The sequence below is a fragment of the Roseovarius sp. S88 genome (assembly GCF_037023735.1).
In the GTDB taxonomy this organism is placed as follows: Bacteria; Pseudomonadota; Alphaproteobacteria; order Rhodobacterales; family Rhodobacteraceae; genus Roseovarius; species Roseovarius phycicola.
Genome location: NZ_CP146069.1, coordinates 153758 through 174491, shown reverse-complemented (window position 1 = coordinate 174491; position 20734 = coordinate 153758). Strand labels below are relative to the sequence as shown.

Below are 20734 nucleotides of genomic sequence, written 5' to 3'. Positions count from 1 at the left end.
ATGTTTGCATTCCTGAGACCGTTTGTGTTTTTCCTGTTGCTGCCCGTAGCGGCCGTCGCGCAAACCTACCCTCACTATGACGACCTCTATGTGAATGACTTTGCGGGTCTCTTGTCTGACACCGCCAAACAAGCGTCTCGTGAAAAGCTTTGGGATTTTAAGCGTGACACCGGCATTGAATTCACGGTCGTCACAATCCGTTCTTTTTCAGAATATGGATATTCGGGTGAAATAGAGCCATTTGCCACGGGTTTGTTCAACACCTGGGGTGTGGGAAATGCAGATCGCAATGACGGCGTCATGATGTTGATCTCTAAAGAAGACCGAAAGATGCGCTTGGAAGTTGGTTCAGGCTATGGAGCGTCGAAAAACTCAGCCATGCAGCGCATTATCGATGACGTCATATTGCCTGAGTTTCGTTCTAACAGATTTAGCGCGGGTATTGTACTGGGTATAGATGCCGTTATTGAGGATTTGACAGCGGAGCCCATTACGCTCACGGAAAAGATTGGCGGCTGGGTCCAAGCTCTCTTTGTGTTTCTTGGGAAAGTTGTGAATTTTCTCTTTTATCCAATCCTTGCCGGGTTGGCCGGTTTTGCAGTTTGGATGTACCGGCGATTTTTATGGTACAGAGCAAGAATTTGTCCGGCAGATTCATCCAAGATGGAATTGTTGGCAGAACATTGGGATGATGCGCATTTACGCGACGGGCAGCTAAAGGAAGAAGAAATAAACAGTGTCGACTATGATGTATGGCGCTGCCCAAAATGCGAAAGACTTACGATAGAAGCTTACAAAACGTGGTTTTCTCAATATAGCGCATGCCGCAGTTGCAAGTTCAGAACGTTACAGGGCGAAACCGAGATCCTAGAACATGCGACGACACAATCGACTGGTAAGAAAAAGATCACCTATACCTGTTTGAATTGTGACGACACCTATGCCGTGACCAAAGTTATTCCGAAGAAAAGCGAAAGTTCATCGTCATCAAGCAGCTCTTCGTCATTTGGAGGGGGATCATCCTCTGGAGGCGGCGCTAGTGGAAGCTGGTAGCTAAGGCTCGGCCAGAGTCTTCAGTTCGTAGATGAGATCCAGTGCGTCCTTTGGCGATAAGTCATCAGGTAAAACATCCTTCATGCGGTCTTCCAAGACTGAAGCCTTTACTGGCGCGGTTGCGTTGGTGGGTGCGGAAGAAAACAATGGAAGGTCGTCAATAACTGCCTCACGTTTACCTCCGCCTTGTCTCTCACCTTTTTCCAATGCTTCAAGAATTACGCGTGCGCGCTCAATGACAGGTTTTGGCAAACCCGCAAGCTTTGCAACCTGAACGCCGTAACTGCGGTCTGCGGCCCCTTTGCGGACTTCATGCAGGAAAACAACATCCCCCTCATGTTCTTTGACGGCCACAGTCGCGTTTTCCAAGCGCTCGAGTTTTGCATTCAAATGTGTCAGCTCATGGTAATGCGTCGCGAACAAAGTTCTGCAGTGATTTGATTCATGAAGATGCTCGAGCGTCGCCCAGGCAATGCTAAGCCCATCATATGTCGCGGTGCCGCGACCAATTTCGTCGAGAATGACCAGGGAGGTTTCATCGGCCTGATTGAGAATGGTCGCGGTTTCAATCATTTCAACCATAAAGGTCGAGCGCCCGCGCGCAAGATCATCAGATGCTCCGACGCGACTAAAGAGTTTGCTGACCACACCGATATGCGCCGAGGTTGCAGGCACGTAAGACCCCATTTGAGCCAACACGGCAATAAGCGCGTTTTGCCGCAGAAATGTGGACTTACCCGCCATGTTGGGGCCGGTGAGGAGCCATATGTTGTGACTGTCATCCAAGGTGCAGGAATTGGCGACAAAGACATCTCCGGACTCCCTTCGCATGGCATGTTCCACGACAGGGTGCCGGCCATCTTCGATGTGCAACACGCGGCTTGCATCGACTTTTGGGCGACACCAGTTTTCACCAATTGCGATGTCTGCAAGAGCAACAGCCAAATCGAACTCTGCCAGTGCTCTGGCTGTTTCCGATATTGAGGCCGCCTTTGCCAGTACAGCGCCTTTCAAGCCTTCGTAGAGCCGCTTTTCGATCTCTATGGCCCGGCCACCCGCGTTGAGAATGCGCGTTTCCAATTCGCTCAGCGGGACCGTTGTAAACCGGATCTGATTTGCGGTGGTTTGGCGATGTTTGAATGTTTCATTGAGGGGTGCCGATAGCATTTTGTCGGCGTGTGTGGCCGTAACTTCGACGAAGTAACCCAAGACATTGTTGTGCTTGATCTTCAGGCTCTGGACGCCCGCGAGCTCGGCATATTCTGACTGCATGCCTGCAATCACGCCCCTGCCTTCGTCGCGCAGTTGTCGTACTTCGTCCAGCTCTGACTCATATCCCGAGGACACGAACCCTCCATCCCGCACGAGCATTGGGGGATCGGCTACAAGCGCATTTTCGAGCAGATCAATTAGTGCGGTGTGTCCTTCGAGTTTGGAAAAGGCGTCAGACAGAAGGTCCGGAAGTTCGATATTTGAGATGCGTTCCGCAATCTCAGCAGCCTGAGACAGGCCGTTTCTTATCGCGGCCAAATCTCGCGGCCCTGCCCGATCTAAACTTAATCGCGACAGCGCTCGGTCCAGATCAGGCACTTTTCGCAAAGCGTCGCGAATTTCGTCGGCCACGCGGGACTGATCAATCGCGAAGCTGATCGCGTTTAATCGGTCTTCTATTCTGCCCAAGTCACGACTTGGGCTTGACAAACGACGCTCCAGAAGGCGGCCGCCACTTGCCGTCACCGTGCGATCGAGAACTGACAACAAAGATCCCTGTTTGCCCCCGCTCATGGCGCGTGTGAGTTCCAGATTTCGACGCGTGGCGGCATCGATTTGCATAACTTGCGATGTCATCTCCTGAACAGGTGGGCGTATGAGCGGCAGATTTCCCTTTTGCGTCAGCTCCACGTACTCGACCAGCGCGCCAATGGCAGATAGTTCTGCACGACCGAACTGACCAAACGCATCTAAAGTTGAGACCTCAAACAAATCACACAAACGATTTTGTGCGTTGGCGCTATCAAAAGCACTACGCGCGAGGGGCGTGATCGAGATGCCGAAATCAGATACTAATTCGGCTAAATCCGGGTCACATTGATCGGCAAGAATGAGTTCGCTGGGACTTAGTCGCGCGAGTTCTGGTCCCAGGCGCATGTTTTCCATAGGCATGACGCTCAATGCGCCGGTGGAAATATCCGTCCACGCCAGCGCGCATTCATCTCTGACGTTTGAAAACGCTGCCAAGTAATTGTGCTGGCGTGCCTCTAGCAAACTTTCTTCGGTCAGGGTCCCAGGCGTCACAAGACGAACTACATCCCGTTTGACCACAGCCTTTGACCCACGCTTTTTAGCTTCGGCTGGGTTTTCCATTTGTTCACAAACCGCAACGCGAAACCCTTTGCGGATCAATGAAAGCAAATACCCTTCTGCGGCATGTACAGGAACGCCGCACATTGGGATGTCTTCGCCCAGATGTTTTCCACGTTTAGTCAATGCAATGTCGAGCGCTTCACTTGCCGCAACGGCGTCATCAAAGAAGAGTTCGTAAAAATCGCCCATGCGGTAGAACAACAAGGCGCTTTGGTATTGCGCCTTGAGATCGAGATACTGTGCCATCATCGGCGTCACGGCTGATGTTGCGGATGTCACAATGTCCCCCTGCTCTCACTGTGCCGAGTTTACTAACGCAAGAGAGGGCATGAAAGCACAAACCTTGGTGTTGGTTGCAATGAGTTATCAAACCATCGACTTTGTCAGCAAGGACGGAGGCGCACGATGATCTACAATCTAGGATCCATCAATATTGACTATTTCTATTCTTTGCAGCGCTTGCCGCTCGTAGGTGAAACATGTGCTGCAGATGAATTTGAAACGGGATTGGGCGGCAAGGGTGCCAACATGTCTGTCGCGATTGCACGTGCCGGCGGCGAGGTTCGTCATATCGGGAGTATTGGACATGATGCGGCATGGGCACAGGACTATTTGACCAAAGCAGGTGTAGAAACGTCGTTTGTGCAAAAGATGGATGCACCCACAGGGCACGCAGTCATTTATCGCGACGCATTTGGCGAAAACACCATTGTTATTCATCCAGGTGCCAATGTTTTGCAGGACAAAGACTGGATATCCAGCGCGCTGGCAAATTCCGAAGCTGGAGACATTCTGTTGCTGCAAAACGAAACCAACTTGCAAGACTACGCAGCGGCGCTGGGCCACGGATCAGGGTTTCGGGTGGCGTATGCTGCTGCGCCTTTTGATGCCAATGCCTTACAGGCCGTTTTGCCTTACATTCACATTCTCATTTTGAACGAAGTCGAATTGGCGCAACTCTGCAAAACGTCTGTCGACACACCAGACTCTCTCGACGTTGATCTCGTTGTTGTAACCAAAGGATCTGAGGGTTGTGCGATTTACTCCAAAGAGCTCGGCGAGACACACATGCCCGCGCTTCCCGTGACCGCAATTGATACGACGGGTGCTGGAGATACGTTCACTGGGTTTTTCTTGGCGCAGTTAGATCGTGGTTGCAGCGTTGAAGATGCTGCTACATGCGCCAACGCGGCCGCCGCGCTCATGGTCACAAGAAAGGGAACAGCCGACGCTATCCCCTCTGCTTCTGACGTTGAGCAATTGTTGGCTTAAGATCCGATAAACGCTGCCTGGCTTCCCCAAAGCTGTTTGACACGTGCATCGCGTCCACAGGCTTGGCGATAGGCTTTGTAGGCCTTGGATTGCTTTTTTGGGCCGAACCTTGTCAGTACGATTTTTGATCCTTTGTAGTAGTTCTGGTGATATGCCTCGGCTGGATAGAATTTACCAAGTCCCAGTATGGGCGTCACGATTTTTTGCCCAAGCTCTGATTGTGCTTTTGCGATGACTTTTTCGGCCGTTGCTTTTTCCCGAGAATCCGCCACAAAAACTGCGGTTCGATAGCTTTCGCCTCGGTCGCAAAACTGACCGCCTGGATCTGTCGGATCAACTGAACGGAGAAATTTCGCCAGTAGAATTTCGCGCGAGACCTTTTTGGGATCAAACAGGATTTGAACGGCTTCGTAGTGTCCTGTGCCGCCTCGGGTGACTTGCTTATAGGTTGGGCTTGCGACTTTTCCGCCAGTATAGCCCGAGATAACCTCTTTGACGCCGGGAACAGATTCGAAATCTGATTCCACGCACCAAAAGCATCCACCGGCTACGGTAAGCACTTCGGTGCTTGCCGCACGCGCCTGGCCCGTATTCAATGTGAAAGCAATCCCGATCAGTATGGCGAGCGCGGTTGCTTTGATATTGCTCAAATGTTTCATACCTCAACCTCCGTGGTTTCTGGCATTTTCTTCTGAATGCCCGCGAAACCCAATTCACCAGGTTGTGAGGTCACGTGCTGGTGAGCTGATTTTACGCTTGGCAGCAGGATTTCCTGACCTTAGCCTTCATTTTGAAACAAAAAACTTGGACTTCCGTAACAATTGAGGCGCTGATGAGCGACACTGTGACAACCCATCAGGCGGCTGAAGACTCAAGAAATGATACAATCCGGATTTGGCTGAACGGAAAAATTGTTCCAAAATCAGAGGCGTTGGTTAGTGTGTTTGACAGCGGCTTTATGCTTGGTGACGGTGTGTGGGAGGGCCTGCGACTTTATAATGGTGTTTGGGCGTTTGCCGATGAGCATCTCGATCGCCTGTTTGAAGCCGCCAAGGCCATAGATCTCGATATCGGTATGAGCCAACCCGAGGTGCATCAAGCGTTGGTTGATACTCAGATCGCCAACAACATGGAAACAGATGCACATGCGCGTCTGATGGTGACACGTGGAGTGAAGACGCGGCCTTTCCAGCACCCATCCTTGTCGCAACAGGGTCCAACCGTGGCAATTATCGTGGAGCATTCCACGCCGCGTATTCCCCGCCCCATTTCGCTTGCGACCGTACCGCATATTCGCGGGTTGCCAATGACACAGGATCCCAAGCTGAACTCGCATTCCAAGCTGAATTGCGTTCTGGCCTGCATTGCCGCCGAGAAGGCCGGGGCAGATGAGGGCTTGATGCTGGATGTCCATGGCTTTGTGAACACAACGAACGCCTGTAATTTCTTCATTGTTCGTAAAGGCGAGGTTTGGACGTCGACTGGGGACTATTGTATGAACGGGATCACCCGGGCCAAGGTCATTGATCTTTGCCGTTTGAATGGCATTCCTGTTTTCGAGAAAAACTATTCTCTGGTCGAAACTTATGGTGCGGATGAGGCGTTTCTCACTGGCACTTTTGGAGCGCAAACCCCTGTTGGGCAAATAGACGGCAGGCGTATTGGCGATGGAGCGTTGGGGCCTGTTACGCAAAAAATTCAATCTTTGTACAAAGACCTAATTGCCAGGACGACGACATGATGCGCATTGCGATGTGGTCCGGGCCTCGCAATCTGTCGACCGCTATGATGTACGCCTTTGCGTCGCGACCGAAGACAGCAGTGATAGACGAGCCGTTCTATGCGGCGTATCTGTCCAAAACCGGATTAAAGCACCCGATGCGAGATGAGATTGTCGCCTCCCAGCCAACAGATCCAAATCGCGTTGCCGAAATGCTTGTTGGCTCGGGTCCCCAGGATTGCGCGATATTCTACCAAAAACACATGGCGCAACACATGATTGAAGGCGTTCCTCGCGATTGGATGTCATCAGTTCGAAACGTTTTTCTCATTCGTCACCCAGCGCGAGTTGTGGCCAGCTTTTCTGCCAAATATGCGGATCCGACGGCTGACGATTTGGGATTTTTGCAGCAACTTGATTTGTTTCACCATGTGCGTGCGTTTGACAACAAACCGCTTGTTATCGACAGCACGGATATTCGTCGAAACCCAGAAGATATGCTTCGGAAACTGTGTGACGCGCTAGGGCTATCTTGGGAGTCCGTAATGTTAAATTGGTCGTCCGGTGGGCATGCAGCAGATGGAGTTTGGGCCAAGCATTGGTATGGAGCGGTTCACGCATCAACTGGCTTTGCGAAGGCCGAAGGTCCGTTGCCGCGTCTTTCTGGTCGGCAAAGGGTGCTGATGGAAAAAACGATGCCAATCTATGAGGAGCTAGAACAATTTAAAATCTGATGGATGTTTTGTTCTTTTCCCCGTGCATGTGTACATGTGTCTTCCCACCTTTGATGCATGAATAGAAGAGGCTTTGGAAAACTGATTTTCGGTTCGGGTTTGGTTGCGGCCATACCCGCGTCTGTGGCATCAGCAGCGACCTTGGCGCCAGCGCGGCGAAGCAAGTATATTTTTGCGGTGGCCTTGGCGCATAACCGGGTGAATCTGACCGCGGATATGATCGTTGATGTATTCAAAGTGCGCCCTTCAACTGCCAAACGTTTGATGGGCCAGTTGGTACGCAATGGTGTTGTGGACGCCCCGAAAGCAAACGGCGTTGCGACGTTGGCCAAGTCTTTGCAACGGGTTGTTCCCGAAATTGTCGAGTACAAGCCAGGCGGCGGCTATATTGTAAAAGGGCGCTTGGACGAGCTGACCACAAAAGCCAAGAAAGTCACCAACGAGGCGCTTGACCTCATCAAGGATGAATCGTCAAATGAACATGAGAGTGAGACGGAGCCTGCGCACTCTGCACAAAAGACGGTTACCTCTTTAGACGACGATCTCGAGCTGCAAGTAGCTTCAGACGAAGTGCATTCAGTTGAATGAAGCCTGCTGCATCTTTCTGGTCATAGGCGCCGGCATCTTCTTCGAATGTGACGTGTGCTTCTGAATAAAGCGAATGATCCGACCAGCGACCCACTGTTCGAGCAGAGCCTTTGTAGAGCTTCAGGCGAACAGTCCCTGTCACGTGAAGCTGTGAATGATCAATAGCAGCCTGAAGCATTTCACGTTCTGGGCTGTACCAGAACCCATTATAGATGAGCTCGGCATAGCGCGGCATAAGCTCGTCCTTGAGATGCGACGCCCCTCTGTCCAGGGTGATCTGCTCGATTCCGCGATGCGCCTCCAAAAGAAGCGTGCCGCCAGGTGTTTCGTAAATACCGCGGCTCTTCATGCCGACAAAGCGCCCCTCAACCAGGTCGAGGCGTCCGATCCCGTGTTTCCCCCCAATTCATTAAGCTTGGTTAGAAGTTCAGCGGGACTCAATGCAACGCCATTGATACTGACCGCGTCGCCCTTTTCGAAACCAATTTCAACATACTCCGGTGTATCAGGCGCGTCTTCTGGATGAACCGTGCGCTGATAAACATAATCTGGCGCCATCTGCGCAGGGTCTTCCAGAACTTTGCCTTCGCTGGATGTATGCAAAAGATTTGCGTCCACTGAAAAGGGCGCCTCGCCTTTTTTGTCCTTTGCGATTGGAATTTGGTTCTGCTCAGCGAAGTAAATGAGCTTGGTGCGGCTTGATAAATCCCAGATACGCCAAGGTGCGATAACTTTGATGTCGGGGTTGAGGGCATATGCGGCAAGTTCGAACCGCACTTGGTCATTCCCTTTGCCGGTTGCACCGTGGGCCACGGCATCCGCTCCGGTTTCTGCGGCGATCTCGACCAGGCGCTTTGAGATAAGCGGTCGCGCAATTGAGGTGCCCAAGAGATACAGGCCTTCATAGACAGCATTTGCACGAAACATGGGAAAAACGAAGTCGCGCACAAATTCTTCGCGGATGTCTTCAATGAAGATGTTGTCCGGATGAATGCCCAAAAGCTCGGCCTTTTGGCGGGCGGGTTCCAGTTCTTCGCCCTGGCCAAGGTCCGCGGTGAAGGTGACAACCTCGCAACCATATTCCGTTTGAAGCCACTTCAAAATGATCGATGTGTCCAATCCGCCAGAATATGCGAGAACAACTTTCTTGGGCGCAGACATGAGACTCCCTTTCGTGCCAATGGTCTCGGCGATTATCGGGTTTTCCATATCTGAGCAAGGGAGAGGATTGTCTCAGTGACACGGCGACGAAAACCGCGACCTACAGACGGTATTCCAACTGATCCAGAAACAGGGTTTTTGAGTTCGCATAGCTGTCGGAAATTGCGTCCAGATCCAGATCAGCCCGGCTTCCTTTTGCCAATTGCAATTCGCCTTCCTGACAAAGTTTGGAAAACGCTTCGAATCCCAAGTTGAGAGCGCTGCCTTTCAAAAAGTGCAAGAGCGTCTCTAGCTGACTGGCCGAACAGCCGCTGTAGAGATTGGCAATCTCGGCGTCCACTTCTTCCAAAAAGATATCTAAAATTTCCTCAAAGTCCTCTGCGCCGATTTCATCACGAAGCTGGGCGACACGGGTCCAATCGATCATAGCGTTTTCCTTTGGTTTCAGACTAAGGCGGCAGACGTTGCTGCATGGTGAAGCTACGAACAAAAATTGGTAAAATTGTATGTTTTAGAGTATGTTAAGGGAAAAGTGTTTGAGTCCGATTGGTTGTGTAAAGGGTGATGTGGTGCAAAAGACGGCTCAATCAAAGCGAGACGCTGAGCACAATTTGGCGATAAAAACGGTGCTCATTGTGGATGACAGCCGCTTACAAAGGCGGATTGTGTCTGCTTTGTTGTCGAAATTGGGTCTCGATGTACTGGAAGCAGATTCAGGTTCGCAGGCCCTCGACATCTGCAACCGTTCAAATCCTGACCTGATTGTCAGCGACTGGATGATGCCAGAGATGAATGGCCTGACTTTCTGCCGAAAATTCAGGGAAATTCCCGGAGAGAGTTATGGGTACTTCATTCTGTTGACGTCCAAAAGCGAAAAAGACGACATCGCGCTGGGTCTGGATGCGGGTGCGGATGACTTTCTGACCAAGCCTGTGAATGCGGCAGAACTCCGAGCGCGTGTTTTGGCGGGCGATCGCATTGTCGCGATGCAAAAAGAGCTTTCGGAGAAGAACCGGCTTGTGCAGTCGACATTGTGTGAATTGCAAAAACTTTATGATTCCTTGGATAGCGACCTTCTTGAAGCCAAGAAACTTCAGCAATCTTTGGTCAGCGAGCGCCATAAAGATCTTGGAAACGCACAAGTTTCACTACTTTTGCAATCCTCCGGGCATGTCGGTGGTGATTTGGTGGGCTACTTTCCAATTAATGATGATCAAATCGGTTTGTATGCAATTGATGTATCCGGTCATGGGATCAGTTCGGCGCTCATGACAGCAAGGTTGGCAGGATATTTATCGGCAACGTCTTTGGACCAGAATGTTTCTTTGGTTTCCAACGGCGATGGCTCCTACTCACCGAGACCGCCGGCCGAAACCGTGGCTGATCTAAATCGCATGTTCTTGGGTGAGATAGAGACTGAACACTATTTCACGCTCCTTCTGGCACATGTTGATTTATGTGACGGTGTTGTGACAATGACCCAGGCTGGTCACCCCTTTCCGTCCGTTCAACGTGCCGACGGTACCGTCGAACTTGTTGGGACAGGAGGATTGCCAATTGGTCTTGTTGACTGTGCGACATACGAACAGTTCCGGGTGAAACTTGATCCAGGTGAACGTCTTTTTATTCATTCAGACGGCATCGACGAATGTGCTTCTCCAGAAGGCGTGCTTTTGGGACATGAAGGCGTTGAGAAAAACCTTACTATTTTGAAAGACATTCACGGCACTGCTCTTTTGGAGGCGTTTGTTTGGAACTTGTCCAGCTACGCCAAAAAAGAAGAATTCGACGATGACGTGTCAGCAATTGTTCTCGAATTCAAAGAGACAGCAAAACTTGTGTGACAAAAAATCTGTCCCCTGGATTGGCGACAGAACTTGAGGCAAATACTGGGTCAGTCCAAATGGCCGTATGACCTGGTTCAGATGGTCGACCAAGCTGGCGAACGGGAAGAGCCAAATAGATAGTACAGACTTTGTTGGCCCACATGTCGTATTCTGGCATGTACACAAAACGGCGAAACGCACCGATGCGTTTTGGCTTGTCAATTTTCCAGCCTGTTTCCTCGAGCACCTCGCGATGCAGCGCGACTATGGGCGACTCACCGGGATCAATTCCCCCTCCGGGTAGCTGAAATTCTGGTTCCGGTTCTTTCTGATATGTCAAAAGAACTTCGCCGTTCTTGGGAAGTATGGCGTAGACGCCTGGTCGCGGGATGTATTTCACATCGGGTTTAGGAGGATGCCCAAATCGCCTCACGCGTTTCTTCCCCTTGGACGACCGCTTTGCACGTATATATAGAGCGGTATGCCAAGTCTCGGCACCTAAGGAAACCCCAATGACTCTTGGACAAAAAATTGCATGGGACGACACCGTCCTGCCGTTTCAGCTGGACCAATCCGATATCCGTGGACGGGTTGCCAGGCTGGATGGTGTGCTTGATGGTATACTCTGCCAGCACGACTATCCAGAAAAAGTCGAAGCGCTGATCGCTGAGATGACTCTTCTGACGGCCTTAGTTGGACAGACTATTAAACTTCGTTGGAAGCTGTCACTTCAGGTCCAGTCCAATGGGCCCGTGCGGATGATTGCCACTGACTACTTCGCTCCAAGCCAAGAAGGAGAGTCCGCGAAACTACGGGCCTATGCCAGTTTTGATCCCGAAAGACTTACCAAAGCCGCGCCCTTTGAGCAGGTCGGTGAGGGCTACTTTGCTGTATTGATTGACCAGGGTACGGACACCGCACCTTATCAAGGGATCACGCCAATAGCTGGTGGTAGTTTGCGCGCATGTGCCGAGGCGTATTTTGCACAGTCCGAACAGTTGCCGACTCGGTTTGCCCTGAGTTTTGGGAAATCAACCGAAGTAGATTCCTCGGAACATTGGCGAGCCGGTGGCGTGATGCTTCAACACATGCCCAAAGCTTCGCCATTCGCCAAGGAAGGCGCGTCCGGTGACCAGGGGCTTTTGGCAGCCGCCGACATAGTGGACGGTGACGACAAGGAAAACTGGAACCGCGTCAACATTCTTTTGGACACCGTTGATGATCTTGAATTGGTTGGTCCGTCTGTATCGCCAACAGACCTGTTGGTGCGCCTGTTTCATGAAGAAACATTGCGAGTGTTTGACATACAGCCGATCAGGTTTGGATGCACATGTTCTGAGGATCGTGTCCGCAACAGTCTTTCGATCTACTCCGCCAAAGATCTCGAAAAAATGACCACGTCCGAAGGCTTAGTAACAGCGGATTGCCAGTTTTGCGGCGCTCACTATGTTTTGCAACCCTCGACACTGGGGTTTGAAGCAAGGGCGGATGACCGTGACGAAGACTGATGCGCTCGCGCCTTTGATCAGAGCTTTATCGCACCCTTTGGCGGCGTCTTCGGACTATGATTTGAACCCTGATGCGATATTGCCCGAGGGTAGAAAGCTTCGAGCGGCCGGCGTTCTGGTGGCCGTTGAAGTGACATCAGATGGTCCGCAAGTCGTTTTGACCAAACGGTCATCCGCGTTAAAGCATCATCCTGGACAAGTGGCTTTTCCAGGCGGAAAAAGATAAAGAAGACCCAGATATTGTTTCGACCGCCCTGCGAGAAGCATCTGAAGAAATAGGTTTGCCCCGACAAAACGTTGAAGTTCTGGGATATTGGTCGCCGCATGAAACAGTGACAGGGTTTTTAGTCACGCCGGTCATTGGCCGTGTCATCGCGCCCTTTGAACCGAAGGCTGAAGTTGGTGAGGTAGACGAAATCTTTAACGTGCCACTGGCACATTTTTTACAGCGTGACAGTTTTCGGGTAGAGTCGCGACGTTGGCGTGGTCAACAGCGTTATTACTATTGCGCACCCTACGGCCCTTACTATGTTTGGGGTGCTACGGCGCGTATTTTGCGCGCCATATCAGATGCGGCACAGTTGGAATGAAAATTACTGGGGAATGGATTGAGTCACCTAAGACACAATCCGTGTGTACAACCCTCGAAGAGCATGGGTATCAGGCGTTGTTCGTCGGCGGGTGCGTGCGGAACGCGCTTCTCGGTGCCCCAATTCAAGATGTCGACATCGCGACTGACGCAAAACCCCAGGACGTTCTGGAGGTGTTTGAACGAAAAGGTTTCAAAACGGCGCCAACAGGAATTGACCATGGGACGGTGACAGTTGTGGCGGAAGGGACGCCATTTGAAATCACCACGTTCCGGAAAGATGTGGCAACCGATGGGCGGCGTGCCGTTGTCAGTTTTTCTGACGATGTTCAGGCAGATGCGCGGCGCAGGGACTTCACCGTAAATGCGATTTATGCCAAACCAAATGGCGAGGTTTTGGATCCGTTGAATGGCATGCCGGATATTGAGGCGCGTCACATTAGGTTCATCGAAGATCCTGAAACCCGTATTCGAGAAGACTATCTGCGGATTTTGCGGTTTTTTCGGTTTCACGCAAACTATGGAAATGCGGCCCGTGGATTGGACCCCGACGGGCTCGCCGCATGCACGCGGCTTCACGCAGGTATTGAGAAATTGTCTCGCGAACGTGTGGGTTCGGAAATGCGCAAGCTGTTGGCGGCGAAAAACCCGACAGAAAGTGTTACGGCCATGGCACACGCAGGCGTGCTTGACGTTGTGATTGAAGACGCAAATGACACGGCATTGGCGCGGTTGATTGAGGTCGAGTCTCAAATCGATTTGGAACCCGATTCCATGCGGCGTCTTGTGGCGCTCGGAGGAGAAGACGTTGCACAGAGGCTTCGGTTAAGCAGAAAGGATGCTCGGACTTTGGACGTGCTCAGCCGCGAAGCCGCTGACACAAAACCAGCCGCCGAATTGGGATATCTACTTGGGGAAAAGCGATCTCTCGACGTTCTGGCACTGTCGGCGGCCCGGCTCGGTGGTTTCGTGCAGGATAAGGATGTTGTGGCGGCGAGGATTGGTTCTGCCGTCGAGTTCCCAATAACGTCTGCTGATCTGAAGCCATTTTTTCAGGGTAAGGATCTTGGCGATCAACTTCGTAAATTGGAAAGCATTTGGATTGAATCCGATTTTCAATTGAGTAAAGAACAACTTTTGCGGCGCATGTCGTGAAATCTTGGATTGACTCTTTGCATAGCTTTGCACCATTTTGAGCCATCCTAAGCAGGAGTTAAGATCATGCGATACGACGATTGGCTTTGCTAATCATCGCCCGAATCTAGGTTCGGTCCAGCGGGCGGTGACTTGAGTTTTCACCCCCAACCGCATGATCTTTGCTAGGAAATTCCATGTTTAAGTTCTTTGAGACTCTGGTCGATCCATATTGCGAATACGAAGAAAATGACCGACCGCCACAGCGTCTTTGGCCATTCTTGAAAGACTACATGCGCCCCTTCCACATGGTGTTCTGGATGGCGGCTATTATGTCGATAATCGTGGCTGCGGTGGAGATTTGGCTGATCTATTATATGGGGCGTGTTGTGGATCTTTTGTCCACTGATCCGGCGACGATGTGGGATCGTCATGGCCTGGAAATCATTTTGGTTGCCGGTTTCATTCTGCTTTTGCGCCCGCTTCTTCAGGCGGTGGATGTTCTCATACTCAACAATGCGATTTTGCCGAATTTTGGGACCCTTATTCGTTGGCGTGCACACAAACATGTGTTGCGCCAGTCCGTCGGGTGGTTCGAAAACGATTTTGCGGGGCGTATCGCGAACCGGATAATGCAGACGCCTCCAGCTGCGGGCGAAGCGGTGTTTCAGGTGTTTGATGCTATTGCCTTTTCGCTCGCGTACATCTTGGGCGCCGCACTTCTTTTGTCCGATGCGGATCCTCGGCTCATGTTGCCTCTTCTTGTTTGGTTTGCGCTTTATATGTTGCTTGTGCGCTGGACAATGCAGCGCGTGGGCCCGGCGTCGAAAGCCGCGTCTGATGCGCGCAGCCAAGTGACCGGCCGCGTCGTTGATGCCTACACGAATATCCACTCGGTGAAGCTCTTTGCGCATGACGATAGAGAACTGAACTATGCGCGAGAGGCTATCGAGCACACACGCAGCACGTTTCAGGCAGAGATGCGCATTTACACGATAATGGATGTCGTCCTCGTCTTTCTGAATGGCCTGCTGATTGTCGGGGTGGTTGGTTGGGCAATCTTGCTCTGGATGCAGGGTCAGGCGAGCGTTGGGGCCGTGGCCGCCGCGACTGCGCTGACATTGAGACTGAATGCCATGACCGGTTGGATCATGTGGGCGTTGACATCGTTTTTCCGACAGTTGGGTGTCGTTGCCGAGGGTATGGAGACGATTGCGCAGCCCATCGACCTTGTGGACGCGTCCGCCGCGAAGCCATTGGATATGTCACGAGGACATATTGAGATACAGGAACTCTCCCACCATTTTGGTCGCGAAAGCGGTGGTCTTGATAAAGTTTGTCTCGAAATTTCCCCTGGAGAGAAAATCGGGCTGGTGGGAAGATCGGGTGCCGGAAAATCGACTCTGATAAAGCTTCTTTTGCGGTTCTACGATGCAGAAGCGGGTTGTGCATTAATTGACGGTCAGGACATTTCTCAGGTTACGCAAAACAGTTTGCGTGATCAGATCGGCATGGTTCAGCAGGATAGCTCATTGCTTCACCGGTCGGTGCGCGACAATATTTTGTATGGGCGACCTGATGCGACCGAAGAAGAAGTTGTTCAAGCCGCTCAGAAAGCGGAAGCGCATGATTTCATTCTGGACCTGCAAGACCCTCAGGGTCGCTCGGGATATGACGCGCATGTCGGCGAGCGGGGCGTTAAGTTGTCCGGTGGGCAAAGGCAGCGGATTACACTTGCACGCGTTATTCTGAAAGATGCGCCGATATTGCTTTTGGATGAGGCGACGAGTGCACTCGACAGTGAAGTCGAGGCCGCAATTCAAGAGACGTTGTATGGGATGATGGAAGGGAAAACTGTCATCGCGATTGCTCACCGTCTGTCTACAATTGCGCAAATGGATCGCATCATTGTCCTTGATCAGGGGCAGATTGCAGAGCAAGGCACACATGGTCAGCTTTTGTCGCAAAGTGGACTCTATGCGCGGTTCTGGGAGCGACAGTCTGGCGGGTTCATTAACGCGGATGAAGCGCAGACCTAGCCCCGGCTTTTCGCCGCGCAGAGGCTCAGCTAAGGCTTCGGTATGAAAACACATGAGATCATTCGGCTTGGATTGCATTGTGATGGCATTGCTGAGGGCCCGCTTTATGCGTTGCGCAGTTTACCGGGTGAAATTGTCGAAGGTGTTCTTGAGGGAAACAAACTCACCAATGTAAAAATTGTCCGACCTTCCTCTGATCGGGTGGCGCCGCTGTGTCCTCATTACACCGCGTGTGGTGGGTGTCAGATACAGCATGCGTCCGATGCGTTTGTCGCACAATGGAAAAGTGATCTGATCAAAACTGCTTTGTCGGCACAAGGCATCGAAACGGATATTCGACCCATTGCGACGTCGCCCGGTGCCTCACGGCGCAGAGCTACTTTTTCAGCGCGACGCACCAAAAAAGGCGCTATGGCAGGATTTCACCGGCAGGCCTCTGACGTTATTGTCGAGATTCCGAAATGCCAGCTTTTGATGCCAGAGTTGATGAGTGCGTTGGCTTCTGCAGAAGACCTGGCGCGGATAGCAGCAAGCCGAAAAGGAGAGCTGTCTATTGCAGTGACACATTCGGGTGCTGGTCCGGACATGTCAGTGACTGGAGGAAAGCCTCTGGATGGGCCACTTCGCAAGGCTCTTTCCGATCTTGCCGGAAAGCATGACATCGCACGCCTGTGCTATGAAGATGATGTCATTGTCACGCGCCGCCTGCCTTCGCAGCTTTTTGACGATATCGTTGTGTACCCGCCGCCCAACGCATTTTTGCAAGCGACCAAAGATGCCGAGAAAAGACTCCAACTCGAAGTTCAAGCCCTTGTTGGCGATGCAACGCATATCGTGGATCTTTTCGCGGGGTGCGGCACGTTTTCCCTGCCGCTCGCCAAGAAGGGCCGTGTTCTTGCCTTTGAGGGCGATAGTGATATGGCCAACTGTCTTGAGCAGGCATGGCGCATGACAAAGGGTCTTAAGGAGGTCACGACGCAGACACGAGATTTGTTCCGGAACCCCTTGATGTCCGATGAGTTTTCCAAGGCGGAAGCCGTTGTAATTGACCCACCTCGTGCAGGCGCCGTGGCGCAGACACGCGAACTTGCGCTGTCCGGGGTTCCGACTATTGCCTATGTTTCTTGCAACCCAACAAGCTTTGCGCGTGATGCCAAGTGTCTATTGGATGCAGGGTATCACTTGGATTGGGTCCTCCCGATAGACCAGTTCCGTTGGTCGGCGCATGTTGAACTGGTCGCTGCGTTCAGATTGTGAACGCGAGACATGCAAAAACCATGTGACCTGCCTAAGGAAGCACATTAGAAGGAAAAAAAGGCAAAAAAATACAGGCGGCAGAACAGATGCGATTTGCAAAAGGTCTTTTGGTCATTTTGCTCCTGGTCACGGCGGCTGGGTGTTCGAAGTTCAAGACATACAACGGTCCAGAGGTAACCCAGATCATCGTCAACAAAGGTGATCGGCGGATGTTTTTGATGCATCACGACAAGGTATTGAAATACTACGATGTTGAACTTGGATTTACAGCGGCCGGGCATAAACAATTTGAAGGTGACGGGAAAACGCCAGAAGGGGATTACTTGATAGATAGGCGCAATCCCAATAGCTCTTTCCACCTTTCATTAGGGGTATCTTATCCCAATGCAGAAGATCGCGCTTTTGCAAAAGCTGCGGGGAAAAGCCCCGGCGGGGACATTTTCATACATGGACGCCCCAATGGAAAAGTGAGAAATCCCGGTGCGGATTGGACTGCGGGTTGCATATCGGTGTCCAATCGCCAGATGCGAAACATCTACGCGATGGTAAAGAATGGAACGCCGATTCGAATTACACCCTAGCCAAAGCGTCTGGCCTTTGACCTTGCGTATCAAATGAAAGCCGAGTGCGTGCAACACTCATGAATTACACTGCGTTTGTCCAAAAGCTGCTATTCAGGATTTTAAGCCGCCTCTACAGGTTCATTTGCCCATAACAAGGGTCCACCAAATCTTGCCATTATTTTCCTGAAGCCAGGAAAAACCCATATTGCGGGCGTCGGGTGCAAGAATGACTTGGCGTGTCGAAGGGTCTTCCATCCACGCGGCAAGAGTCTCGAGTTCTGTCTCATAGGTCTCCGAGATCGTTTCGCCGACGAGCCCGCCTTCGTATCCAACGCGTTTAATGCGATCAATGGGCGAAGATCCGTCGGATCCAAAATGCCATGGGCGGTTTTGCACCGACATATCTCTGGAATGTGTGGCTGCTGCGGCGTTTAGCTTTGAATTTAACTGGACACTTGATTGCCCAGCGGCACTGCGCAGTGAATTCACGGAATCCAGCATGCGGAACTGGATTTTTGAGGTTTCTCCAGAGCGGATGCGATACACCTTGGGCAGTGGTTTGCCATCTACGCCCACCTGATTTTGTGGCGGTGGTGGCGTACAACCGGCAAGGATAATTAGAGCCGAAAGAAGCAGACTTGCTATGCGCATCATCAGATGTCACCCGTTTTCGTCATTTTCTTTCCTCTAGCGCGCCTTGCGAGGTCTTTCAAACCCACAAGGCTTCAACTTTGCTATTTGTTGCCTGTTTGAATTGCGATTGAGACATTCCGGCCATATGATTTGAACGAAACGTAGTCGATCTGGGATGAAAAAATGGCATTCGAGACAAGGAAAACACTGAGCCGTCGCGGATTTCTGGCTGGAACAGCAGCGGCTATTGGATTGCCGGCCGCCGCGCAAGACGTAGACGGAGCCGGAAGCGTATTGCTTGAAAAAGATGTAAAAACCTCTGTCAGGCGCAATATTTCTAGTTTTCGGTCGCTAGATTGGCGGCCGTATTTTTCGAATCTGAACAATGGCGCGGTGCTGGTTGATATTTCGTCGCGCGCTTTGCATTTTTGGAGTCCGGATGGTCAAACTTATAAGCTCTACCCGTCCAGCGTGCCGTTGAGTGAAGAACTCACGCGCCGCGGGAGAACCAAGGTGGTGCGCAAGATTGTTGGACCTGATTGGCGCCCGACGCCGTCTATGCTCAAGCGTAATCCGGAATGGCCCTCATATATTCCACCTGGTCCCGATAACCCACTGGGAACACACGCCCTTTACCTGGGATGGACGTACTATCGAATTCATGGAACACATGATACACGCAAGATCGGGCGAAAGTCGTCGAACGGGTGTATCGGGCTTTACAACGAGCATATTGCAGAGCTGTTCAGTCTAACCAAGGTTGGCACGCAGGTGTTGCTAATTTGACGATGCCGAATGCGTTTCGATTGCGAAGCTGCCATGATTTCTTTCAATTCCGGTCACATTCTAGTTTAGAGGCTGGTACGAGGTAAGTTTCCGGTGCGTGTCGGCTTTAGGTCACGGCCCGCCCATTTCTGGAGGATAAAATGAAAAAACTCGTTCTCGCCGCTGCGTTTACGGCTGCCGCAACAGCAGGTTTTGCTGGCAACATCGAAGAGCCTGTTATTGAGGCACCGGTGATTGTTGAAGAGACAGCTGCAAGCTCTTCTGCAGCAGGCGTTTGGGTTCCGTTGGTTCTTCTGGCTGTCGTTGCTGCGGTCATTGCAGCGGACTGATACGTCGTTCACAGGATACTCAAAAGGCAGCGTAGAACGCTGCCTTTTTTGTTTTTGAGATCAACCTTAGATCCAGCCACCCAAATTTTGGTCGATAATCTCTGCCAGAGCGGTGATGTGTGCGTCGGCATCATTAAGGCACGGAATGTACAAGAAATCCTCGCCACCGGCCTCTTCAAAGCTTTCGCGGATCTCTTCGTTGATCTCTTCAAGGGTCTCGATGCAATCCGATGAAAACGCTGGCGCAATCACTGCAATGTTCTTTTTGCCTTGCTCTGCAAGTTCGGCGACATGTTCGACTGTATAAGGCTTTAGCCATTCCTCTGGCCCGAAGACTGATTGGAATGTTGTCGTGATTTCCGTGTCTTCCCACCCTAAGCGCTCACACAAAAGGCGCGTGGTTTTCTGGCACTGGCAATGGTACGGATCACCTTGTTTGAGATATCGCTGTGGCATCCCGTGATAGGATACAACAAGGATTTCAGGCTTCTTATCGGCGTTTTCATAAGCCGTTTCGACGGATTGAGCCAATGCTTCGATGTAGAGCGGATTCTCGAAATACGCTTCTACAATACGCGCTGTGGGCTGCCAGGTTTCTTCCATTAATGCGCGGAAAAATTGATCATTTGCAGTGGCTGATGTGGCACCTGCGTAGTGAGGATAGAGAGGGAAAAACAGGATCCGAGTACAGCCCGCATCGACTAGAGCACGCACTTTGGATTTGGTAGATGGGTTGCCATAGCGCATGCAGAAATCAATCATAATGTCATCGCCGTATTTGGCGTGCAGGACCTTTGAAAGCTTTTCAGTCTGATCTCGGGTGATCGTCATCAATGGGCTTTCGTCCTTGTCTTCGTTCCAGATTGATTTGTAAGCCTCTCCGCTTGTGAACGGCCGCTTGCTCAGAATAATGAATTGCAAAAGCGGCTGCCAAAGCCAGGGCGAGTAGTCGATGACACGCCTGTCCGACAGAAATTCGTTTAAGTACCGACGCATCGGCCAATAGCTGTAGTGATCTGGTGTGCCGAGGTTCGCCAAGAGTACACCAGTCTTTGCCTTAGGGATGGTGGGGTGGTTGCTGGGCGCGTGCACAGGGCAAGCTGACGCTTTGCTGGTCGAATCGAGCATCTCGGATCTGTCTTTTTTCATCTTCGGACCATGTTGCACATAAATGCTTC

At 51.5% G+C, this 20734-nt stretch carries 19 protein-coding genes and 2 pseudogenes; 14 read left to right on the top strand and 7 right to left on the bottom strand.

Annotation, left to right across the window (positions count from 1 at the left end; genetic code table 11):
* Positions 1 to 1053, top strand: a complete 1053-nt coding sequence (locus RZ517_RS00795; RefSeq protein WP_338549598.1) for a TPM domain-containing protein — start codon at positions 1 to 3, stop codon at positions 1051 to 1053.
* On the opposite strand, the gene mutS is transcribed toward RZ517_RS00795, so the two are convergent.
* On the bottom strand, positions 1054 to 3666 hold the full coding sequence (gene mutS, locus RZ517_RS00790) for a DNA mismatch repair protein MutS (protein WP_338551203.1): 2613 nt from the start codon (positions 3664 to 3666) through the stop codon (positions 1054 to 1056).
* Positions 3667 to 3822: 156 nt separating this feature from the next.
* Between mutS and RZ517_RS00785 the strand changes: the two genes are divergently transcribed.
* Entirely contained in the window at positions 3823 to 4689 is an 867-nt protein-coding gene (locus RZ517_RS00785) for a ribokinase (RefSeq protein WP_338549597.1), read from the top strand.
* Here the strand turns inward: RZ517_RS00785 and msrA are convergent.
* Positions 4686 to 5348 (bottom strand): peptide-methionine (S)-S-oxide reductase MsrA, encoded by a 663-nt coding sequence (gene msrA, locus RZ517_RS00780; protein ID WP_338549596.1) that lies wholly within the window; start codon positions 5346 to 5348, stop codon positions 4686 to 4688. The two genes, RZ517_RS00785 and msrA, sit on opposite strands and share 4 nt — an antisense overlap.
* Positions 5349 to 5521: 173 nt before the next feature.
* Here msrA and RZ517_RS00775 point away from each other — a divergent pair, with 173 nt between their 5' ends.
* From RZ517_RS00775 to RZ517_RS00765, 3 genes are read left to right on the top strand one after another with little or no spacing between them, the layout of a single operon-like run.
* Positions 5522 to 6430: a D-amino acid aminotransferase gene (locus RZ517_RS00775; protein ID WP_338549595.1), complete on the top strand. Its 909-nt coding sequence runs from the start codon at positions 5522 to 5524 to the stop codon at positions 6428 to 6430.
* Positions 6430 to 7143: an HAD family hydrolase gene (locus RZ517_RS00770; protein WP_338551202.1), complete on the top strand. Its 714-nt coding sequence runs from the start codon at positions 6430 to 6432 to the stop codon at positions 7141 to 7143. The genes RZ517_RS00775 and RZ517_RS00770 overlap by 1 nt, the downstream gene beginning before the upstream one ends.
* A 57-nt stretch (positions 7144 to 7200) precedes the next feature.
* Positions 7201 to 7731: a hypothetical protein gene (locus RZ517_RS00765; protein ID WP_338549594.1), complete on the top strand. Its 531-nt coding sequence runs from the start codon at positions 7201 to 7203 to the stop codon at positions 7729 to 7731.
* On the opposite strand, the pseudogene RZ517_RS00760 reads toward RZ517_RS00765, so the two are convergent.
* Both RZ517_RS00760 and RZ517_RS00755 read right to left on the bottom strand, forming a co-directional pair.
* Positions 7667 to 8892: pseudogene (locus RZ517_RS00760) on the bottom strand (argininosuccinate synthase). The gene RZ517_RS00765 and the pseudogene RZ517_RS00760 sit on opposite strands and share 65 nt — an antisense overlap.
* A gap of 100 nt (positions 8893 to 8992) precedes the next feature.
* Entirely contained in the window at positions 8993 to 9319 is a 327-nt protein-coding gene (locus RZ517_RS00755; RefSeq protein WP_338549593.1) for an Hpt domain-containing protein, read from the bottom strand.
* Positions 9320 to 9428: 109 nt separating this feature from the next.
* On the opposite strand from RZ517_RS00755, the gene RZ517_RS00750 reads away from it, so the two are divergent.
* Positions 9429 to 10736, top strand: coding sequence for a PP2C family protein-serine/threonine phosphatase (locus RZ517_RS00750; protein ID WP_338549592.1), 1308 nt, complete (start codon positions 9429 to 9431; stop codon positions 10734 to 10736).
* Here RZ517_RS00750 and RZ517_RS00745 read toward each other — a convergent pair.
* Positions 10711 to 11151, bottom strand: a complete 441-nt coding sequence (locus RZ517_RS00745) for an NUDIX hydrolase (RefSeq protein ID WP_338549591.1) — start codon at positions 11149 to 11151, stop codon at positions 10711 to 10713. The genes RZ517_RS00750 and RZ517_RS00745 overlap by 26 nt on opposite strands.
* A gap of 79 nt (positions 11152 to 11230) precedes the next feature.
* Between RZ517_RS00745 and RZ517_RS00740 the strand changes: the two genes are divergently transcribed.
* The 6 genes and pseudogenes from RZ517_RS00740 to RZ517_RS00715 all read left to right on the top strand — a co-directional run bounded on the left by RZ517_RS00740 (position 11231) and on the right by RZ517_RS00715 (position 17826).
* A complete protein-coding gene (locus tag RZ517_RS00740; protein ID WP_338549590.1) occupies positions 11231 to 12226 on the top strand; it encodes an Hsp33 family molecular chaperone HslO in 996 nt (331 codons plus the stop codon).
* Positions 12207 to 12816, top strand: a pseudogene (locus RZ517_RS00735) (CoA pyrophosphatase). Before RZ517_RS00740 ends, RZ517_RS00735 begins: the two are co-directional and overlap by 20 nt.
* Before the next feature lie 41 nt (positions 12817 to 12857).
* On the top strand, positions 12858 to 13970 hold the full coding sequence (locus RZ517_RS00730; protein WP_338549589.1) for a CCA tRNA nucleotidyltransferase: 1113 nt from the start codon (positions 12858 to 12860) through the stop codon (positions 13968 to 13970).
* Positions 13971 to 14146: 176 nt separating this feature from the next.
* Positions 14147 to 15988 (top strand): ABC transporter ATP-binding protein, encoded by a 1842-nt coding sequence (locus RZ517_RS00725; protein ID WP_338549588.1) that lies wholly within the window; start codon positions 14147 to 14149, stop codon positions 15986 to 15988.
* Positions 15989 to 16030: 42 nt separating this feature from the next.
* On the top strand, positions 16031 to 17245 hold the full coding sequence (locus tag RZ517_RS00720; RefSeq protein WP_338549586.1) for a class I SAM-dependent RNA methyltransferase: 1215 nt from the start codon (positions 16031 to 16033) through the stop codon (positions 17243 to 17245).
* Positions 17246 to 17331: 86 nt separating this feature from the next.
* Positions 17332 to 17826 (top strand): L,D-transpeptidase family protein, encoded by a 495-nt coding sequence (locus RZ517_RS00715; RefSeq protein ID WP_338549585.1) that lies wholly within the window; start codon positions 17332 to 17334, stop codon positions 17824 to 17826.
* Positions 17827 to 17946: 120 nt separating this feature from the next.
* Here RZ517_RS00715 and RZ517_RS00710 read toward each other — a convergent pair whose 3' ends face one another.
* Entirely contained in the window at positions 17947 to 18462 is a 516-nt protein-coding gene (locus tag RZ517_RS00710; protein WP_338549584.1) for a CAP domain-containing protein, read from the bottom strand.
* A gap of 162 nt (positions 18463 to 18624) precedes the next feature.
* On the opposite strand from RZ517_RS00710, the gene RZ517_RS00705 reads away from it, so the two are divergent.
* Together RZ517_RS00705 and RZ517_RS00700 are read left to right on the top strand one after the other, a co-directional pair.
* Entirely contained in the window at positions 18625 to 19227 is a 603-nt protein-coding gene (locus RZ517_RS00705; RefSeq protein WP_338549583.1) for a L,D-transpeptidase, read from the top strand.
* Between the two features lie 140 nt (positions 19228 to 19367).
* Positions 19368 to 19556, top strand: a complete 189-nt coding sequence (locus RZ517_RS00700; RefSeq protein WP_338549582.1) for a hypothetical protein — start codon at positions 19368 to 19370, stop codon at positions 19554 to 19556.
* A gap of 66 nt (positions 19557 to 19622) precedes the next feature.
* Here the strand turns inward: RZ517_RS00700 and hemH are convergent, their stop codons facing one another.
* Positions 19623 to 20684: a ferrochelatase gene (gene hemH / locus RZ517_RS00695; protein WP_338551201.1), complete on the bottom strand. Its 1062-nt coding sequence runs from the start codon at positions 20682 to 20684 to the stop codon at positions 19623 to 19625.
* Between the last annotated feature and the right edge of the window lie 50 nt (positions 20685 to 20734).